The organism is Vibrio sp. 1402 (assembly GCF_033340275.1).
The window spans coordinates 540291-546290 of record NZ_JAWOWE010000003.1; the positions used below are offsets into that span (position 1 = coordinate 540291).

Below are 6000 nucleotides of genomic sequence, written 5' to 3' on the forward strand. Positions count from 1 at the left end.
ACATCCTTTTTATAAAGGGGGGAGGAGAACTTTAAGCATATGTGGAGCTAGGAAGATCATCAAGAAAGGGCTGAATACACTATTGAGAGTAATAAAAAACCGCCACGGTAAAAACGGTGGCGGTTCAGTTTAAAGCAAGTTCAATTACTTCACAGGGTTGAGCTCTATAAGCTTTTCAGTTCTTGCTACGGCGTCTTCCAAACCAAGTTGCTTGTAGGCCTCTAGCTGGATAGTCAGTGACTTACGTGCAGCTTCTGTGTCTGGATACGCTTTTTGTAGCTCTTGGCTGCGATTAATAGCAGCGACCCAAGCTTCACGGCGAAGGTAGAAGTCAGCAGTCGCTAAATCATAGTTCGCTAGACGGTTTTTCAGCGCGACCATACGTTTTTGTGAATCTTCTGCATATGGGCTATTCGGGTAACGTTGAAGTAGTTTTTTGAAGTCATCAAACGCTTTTTTTACCGGTTCAGGATCGCGATCGCTTCGATCTACGCTGAATAAATCATGCATAAAGTTACGATCTTGCGCCATGTGGCTTAGACCTCGCATGTACAGCACCCAATCCATCTTTTCATGGGTTGGGTTTAAACGCATAAAGCGAGAAATGGTTGCCAAGCCCAAAGCAAGGTCGTCGTTTTTGTAGTACGCATAGATTAGGTCAAGCTGCACCTGTTCAGAGTAGGCACCGAATGGGTAACGTGAGTCTAATGCTTCCAGTTTCTCAATTGCAGAAAGCCAATTACCACTTTGAAGAGAAATCTGTGCGTCTGCATACAGTTCCGAAGGCGGCACATCAGGAACGATTTCTTCTTTGCTTGCACATCCAAACAGAAGGGATACCGCTAAAAGGCCTGTTAAAGTCTGACGTTTCATATCAGGAGTCTGTTCCTTGAATCTAAATATTTCTTAAGCTGCCGTTACTTTCTTTCCAGTAACAGATACAATGACGTAATAGTCTATTTTTTCACAGTCGTGAGCATTAGTCTCACAGTTTTTAAAAAAGTTCGATATGGCTCAGCAGATTGTATTAACAAATACCGTAAAAGATAGCCAGTTAGGTCAACGTTTAGACCAAGCTATCGCCGAATTATTCGCGGACTTCTCTCGCTCGCGCCTAAAAGAGTGGCTGCTTGATGGGAAAGTTCAAGTTGATGGTGAAGTTGTCACTAAACCTCGTACCAAAGTAATGGGTGGCGAGGAAATTACATTGCAAGCCGAGTTAGAAGATGAAGAACGCTGGGAAGCGCAAGATATCCCGCTAGATATCGTCTATGAAGATGAAGATATTATCGTTATCAACAAACCTCGTGACTTTGTGGTTCATCCGGGCGCTGGTACGCCTGATGGCACTGTGCTTAATGCGTTGTTGCATCATTACCCTGATATTGCAGAAGTACCTCGTGCAGGTATCGTGCACCGTTTGGATAAAGACACAACGGGTTTGATGGTGGTGGCGAAAACCGTTCCTGCACAAACTCGTCTGGTTCGCGCACTGCAAAAACGTAATATTACTCGTGAGTACGAAGCGATCGCTATTGGTCGTATGACTGCGGGCGGTAAAGTGGATCAACCGATTGGTCGTCACTCTACTAAGCGCACGCTTATGGCGGTAGCACCAATGGGCAAACCAGCAGTAACGCACTACCGTGTTGCTGAACGCTTCCGCGAACACACGCGTATTCGCTTGCGTCTAGAAACGGGTCGTACGCACCAGATTCGTGTGCACATGTCTTACCTTCAGCATCCGTTGCTCGGTGATATTGCATATGGTGGACGTGCTCGCATCCCGACAGGTGCGTCTGAAGAGCTAACGGCAATGATCCGGGGTTTCGATCGCCAAGCATTGCACGCAGTAATGCTGCGCTTTGAGCACCCAATTACGGGCGAAGTTCTTGAGTTTCATGCTCCAGTGCCTGATGACATGGTTGTGATGACTGAAGCGCTTCGTCAAGATACAGAAGAGCACGGCTTACCGGAAGAATTCTAATATGAAGACGATCATTCCGAATTGGCCAGCGCCTAAAAATGTCAAAGCTTTCGCCTCAACACGCATAGGCGGATTTTCGACAGGCCCTTACCAAGGGCTAAATTTAGGTGCTCACGTTGGGGATGATTTGTCTTTAGTAGAGAAGAACCGAGCTTGGTTGGCGCAACAGGCAAGCATGCCAAATGCGCCAATCTGGTTAAACCAAACGCATTCAACCGTTGTGGCTCAAGCAAATGAACCAACAACACAGGTGCTTGATGCGGATGGTGTATTTACTTCTTCAAGCCATGTTATTTGTTCAGCGATGACCGCCGACTGTTTACCTGTATTATTGACTAATACACAAGGTACGCAAGTAGCCGCTGTTCACGCAGGTTGGCGCGGCTTAGCAAATGGCATTGTCGAAAATGCGTTAGCGTTGTTTTCTGGTGAAGTGATAGCGTGGCTTGGCCCCGCCATTGGCCCTCAAGCCTTCGAAGTGGGTGAAGATGTTCTGCAAGCTTTTGTTGATTTTGATTCACAGGCGAATCAAGCATTTGCTCCACGCGATATCGACGGTAAATGGTTTGCTGACATGTCGGTGCTGGCAACGCAACGTCTAAACCGGGCTGGTGTGACACAAGTGTTTGATTCTGGACTTTGTACTTACCAAGATAAAGCCTCTTTTTACTCTTATCGCCGTGATGGTAAGACTGGTCGACAAGCAACCTTTATTTGGATCGAAGACTAGCTATAAGCACCAAAGTGCTAAGATGCATACTACTATTTTTGCAAAGCTATCTTTATTCATTCACTCCCTTGAAATTCCCCACCCGAGTATCCATCTTTCTAACTGTCAAAAGAATTTCCTTTAGTTGAGGTTAGGAAGGTAGATATGCGTCTTGATCGATTCACAAGTAAGTTTCAAATCGCTATCTCTGATGCTCAATCACTAGCGTTAGGGCGCGATCATCAATATATCGAGCCAGTTCACCTCATGGTGGCTTTGCTTGATCAAAATGGCAGTCCAATTCGTCCATTGCTTACTATGCTGGATGTGGACGTAACGCATTTACGCTCTAAATTGAGTGAAATGTTAGATCGATTACCAAAAGTCAGTGGCATCGGTGGGGATGTTCAGCTCTCTAGCTCGATGGGCACATTGTTTAACCTGTGTGACAAAGTGGCGCAAAAGCGTCAAGACTCCTATATCTCGTCTGAAGTCTTCCTGCTTGCCGCTTTAGAAGATCGCGGACCATTGGGGCAATTGCTCAAAGAGATCGGCTTAACAGAGCAAAAAGTCAGCCAGGCAATCGAAAAGATCAGAGGTGGTCAAAAGGTCAATGATCCGAATGCAGAAGAGCTTCGTCAAGCATTGGAAAAGTTCACCATAGACCTTACCGAACGTGCAGAGCAAGGTAAATTGGATCCGGTTATCGGCCGTGATGATGAAATCCGTCGTACTATCCAGGTATTGCAGCGTCGTACTAAAAACAACCCTGTGATTATCGGTGAACCAGGCGTAGGTAAGACAGCAATTGTTGAAGGCTTAGCGCAGCGCATAGTTAACAATGAAGTACCTGAAGGTCTGCGTGGTCGCCGTGTGCTATCACTGGATATGGGCGCACTGGTTGCTGGCGCGAAATACCGTGGGGAATTTGAAGAGCGTTTAAAATCAGTATTGAATGAACTTGCTAAAGAAGAAGGCAACGTCATCCTCTTCATTGATGAACTACACACTATGGTCGGTGCTGGTAAAGGTGAAGGCTCAATGGATGCGGGCAACATGCTAAAACCGGCATTAGCTCGTGGTGAGCTGCACTGTGTTGGCGCAACAACATTGGATGAATATCGTCAGTACATCGAAAAAGATGCAGCATTAGAACGTCGTTTCCAAAAAGTGCTGGTGGATGAGCCGACCGTTGAGGATACCGTGGCGATTTTACGTGGCTTGAAGGAGCGTTATGAGCTTCATCATCACGTCGAAATTACTGACCCAGCGATTGTTGCTGCGGCGAGCTTGTCACATCGCTATGTCTCCGACCGTCAGTTGCCGGATAAAGCGATCGACTTAATCGACGAAGCGGCTTCAAGCATTCGTTTACAAATTGACTCTAAGCCGGAGTCCTTGGATAAGCTTGAGCGTAAAATCATCCAACTCAAAATTGAGCAGCAAGCACTAAGTAACGAGCACGATGAAGCGAGTGAAAAGCGTTTGAAAGCGCTTAATGAAGAACTCAATGAAAAAGAACGTGAGTACGCTGAACTAGAAGAGGTTTGGAATACAGAAAAAGCAGCTCTTTCTGGCACTCAACATATTAAGTCTGAGCTTGAACAAGCTCGTATGGACATGGAGTTTGCTCGCCGTGCTGGCGATCTAAACCGTATGTCGGAGCTTCAATATGGTCGTATTCCTGAACTTGAGAAGCAGTTAGATCTTGCAACCCAAGCTGAAATGCAGGAAATGACGCTATTGCGTAATAAAGTAACCGACAACGAGATTGCAGAAGTACTTTCTAAGCAAACCGGCATTCCGGTATCCAAGATGCTAGAAGCGGAAAAAGAGAAACTACTTCGTATGGAAGACGTGCTGCATAATCGTGTGGTAGGGCAAAGCGAAGCGGTCTCTGTTGTATCGAATGCCATTCGTCGTAGTCGAGCTGGGCTTTCTGATCCAAACCGACCAATTGGCTCCTTCTTATTTTTAGGTCCAACTGGTGTGGGCAAAACAGAGCTTTGTAAGACACTTGCGAGCTTTATGTTCGACAGTGAAGATGCGATGGTCCGTATCGATATGTCTGAGTTCATGGAGAAACACTCAGTGGCAAGGTTGGTTGGTGCTCCTCCAGGCTATGTCGGATATGAAGAGGGTGGTTACTTAACTGAAGCGGTTCGTCGCAAGCCGTATTCGGTAATTTTGTTAGACGAAGTAGAGAAAGCGCATCCGGATGTATTTAACATTCTGCTGCAAGTTCTCGATGATGGGCGTTTAACGGATGGTCAAGGTCGTACTGTTGACTTCCGTAATACGGTTGTGATCATGACATCTAACTTGGGTTCATCTCGTATCCAAGAGAATTTCGCAACATTAGACTATCAAGGTATCAAGAGTGAAGTGATGGATGTGGTTAGCAAACACTTCCGCCCAGAGTTCTTGAACCGTGTTGACGAAATCGTGGTGTTCCATCCACTTGGTCAAGAGCACATTAAGTCCATTGCTTCTATTCAATTGGAACGTTTGGCGAAACGACTAGAGGAGAAAGGCTATCAACTAGAAGTTTCCGACAAAGCACTCGACTTGATCGCTCAAGTTGGTTTCGATCCTGTGTATGGTGCGCGTCCTTTAAAACGTGCAATTCAGCAGAATGTCGAGAACCCGTTAGCCAAATCAATTCTTTCTGGTGAAATCGTTCCAGACAAGACAGTGCAGCTAATTGTTACTAATGACCAAATTTGTGCTCATCAATAATTGTATGGATACAGTAAAATTGAGATAAAAATCACACTAAAGGGGCCGTTTGGCCCCTTTTCTATAGTTTTTTATAGTCTTTTGTCTGTTTTCTATACGAATAAACTAAAAAGGTGAGTTTTTTTAAAAAATGCACTTGTGTTCTTTAATGAACTCCCTATAATGCGCCTCCGTTGTCACGGGAAAGCAAGTGAAGCGGAACCTAAACAACTACGGTTAGTGAGTTAAAATTAACTCGCAGATAAATAACTTAAAAAAGTGTTTGACACGATAAGTTATCTAGCTAAAATAGCCGTCCACTTTGAAGAGAACTTCGAAGTGTGCTCTTTAAAAATATAGACCTATCAATCTGTGTGGGCACTCGTTGATGATAATCCAATTAGAAGCTTAGGCTTCAAATTAGGTTTCAATGATACGAAGTGACCATTGAATCGAAAGATTCAGCACAGTCAATTCAAACATTACTTCTGCTATTTATTAGCGAAAGGAATGTTCAGTATTCATTGAGCCGAACAAAATCTTAAATTGAAGAGTTTGATCATGGCTCAGATTGAACGCTGGCGGC

At 44.9% G+C, this 6000-nt stretch carries 4 protein-coding genes; 3 read left to right on the top strand and 1 reads right to left on the bottom strand.

The window, feature by feature from the left end; translation table 11 throughout:
• Positions 1 to 144: 144 nt before the first annotated feature.
• Positions 145 to 873: an outer membrane protein assembly factor BamD gene (gene bamD / locus R7044_RS08830; protein WP_005381876.1), complete on the bottom strand. Its 729-nt coding sequence runs from the start codon at positions 871 to 873 to the stop codon at positions 145 to 147.
• A 136-nt stretch (positions 874 to 1009) separates the two neighbouring features.
• Between bamD and rluD the strand changes: the two genes are divergently transcribed.
• The 3 genes from rluD to clpB all read left to right on the top strand — a co-directional run bounded on the left by rluD (position 1010) and on the right by clpB (position 5435).
• Complete coding sequence (gene rluD, locus R7044_RS08835; protein ID WP_005381875.1) at positions 1010 to 1987, top strand: 23S rRNA pseudouridine(1911/1915/1917) synthase RluD; 978 nt, start codon at positions 1010 to 1012, stop codon at positions 1985 to 1987.
• Between the two features lies 1 nt (position 1988).
• Entirely contained in the window at positions 1989 to 2717 is a 729-nt protein-coding gene (gene pgeF, locus R7044_RS08840) for a peptidoglycan editing factor PgeF (RefSeq protein ID WP_225455473.1), read from the top strand.
• Between the two features lie 144 nt (positions 2718 to 2861).
• Complete coding sequence (clpB, locus tag R7044_RS08845; RefSeq protein WP_005381873.1) at positions 2862 to 5435, top strand: ATP-dependent chaperone ClpB; 2574 nt, start codon at positions 2862 to 2864, stop codon at positions 5433 to 5435.
• Positions 5436 to 6000: the final 565 nt, after the last annotated feature.

What these genes read in the sequence shown, in the direction of transcription:
- bamD (WP_005381876.1), bottom strand. Translation starts at nt 873, where the DNA reads ATGAAACGTCAGACTTTAACAGGCCTTTTAGCGGTATCCCTTCTGTTT.
- rluD (WP_005381875.1), top strand. Translation starts at nt 1,010, where the DNA reads ATGGCTCAGCAGATTGTATTAACAAATACCGTAAAAGATAGCCAGTTA.
- pgeF (WP_225455473.1), top strand. Translation starts at nt 1,989, where the DNA reads ATGAAGACGATCATTCCGAATTGGCCAGCGCCTAAAAATGTCAAAGCT.
- clpB (WP_005381873.1), top strand. Translation starts at nt 2,862, where the DNA reads ATGCGTCTTGATCGATTCACAAGTAAGTTTCAAATCGCTATCTCTGAT.